Source organism: Bradyrhizobium agreste (assembly GCF_016031625.1).
Classification (GTDB): Bacteria; Pseudomonadota; Alphaproteobacteria; order Rhizobiales; family Xanthobacteraceae; genus Bradyrhizobium; species Bradyrhizobium agreste.
On record NZ_JACCHP010000068.1, the window covers coordinates 1 to 662 of the forward strand.

A 662-nucleotide genomic window follows, 5' to 3' on the forward strand; every position below is an offset into this window, starting at 1 on the left:
CGAAACATTGTTGTGAGCGAGACAATCATGAGCGACGAATTTCCGGACCGCCTGTCGGTCGACCCGAACAGCCCCTATTACAACGCGGAGATCCTGGCGCGCGACGTCGGCATCCGCTTCAAGGGCATCGAGAAGACCAATGTCGAGGAGTACTGCATCAGCGAAGGCTGGGTCCGCGTCACCGCCGGCAACGCCAAGGACCGTTACGGCAACCCGCTGACCATCAAGGTGCACGGCCCGGTCGAGCCGTATTTCAGGGATAAGAAATAGGCGCCTTTCGCCCCACACTCTGTCGTCAGGCCCGGGCTTGACCCGGGCATCCACGTCTTCAGACTTGCTCCGTGGCAAAGACGTGGATGGCCGGGTCAAGCCCGGCCATGACGAGCGATAGAGCTAGCCAGGAAAGAGAACATGTCCGTCCGCATCGTCGACGTCCGCGAGATCACAAAACCGATCTCGTCCCCGATCCGCAATGCCTATATCGACTTCACCAGAATGACGACCAGCCTCGTTGCCGTCGTCACCGACGTGGTCCGCGACGGCAAGCGCGTCGTCGGCTACGGCTTCAACTCCAACGGCCGCTACGGGCAGGGCGGCCTGATCCGCGAGCGCTTTTCCGCGCGCATCCTGGAGGCCGATCCGAAGTCGCTGCTGAACGCGGC

General features: G+C 62.1%; 1 protein-coding gene and 1 pseudogene. Both read left to right on the top strand.

The genetic code is table 11. The features are described 5' to 3' along the window. Nucleotides 1-27 precede the first annotated feature (27 nt). Nucleotides 28-270, top strand: a complete 243-nt coding sequence (locus HZZ13_RS36345) for a DUF3297 family protein (protein ID WP_197962788.1) — start codon at nt 28-30, stop codon at nt 268-270. Nucleotides 271-411: 141 nt separating this feature from the next. Beyond that, nucleotides 412-662, top strand: a pseudogene (locus tag HZZ13_RS36350) (mandelate racemase); the annotation flags it as partial.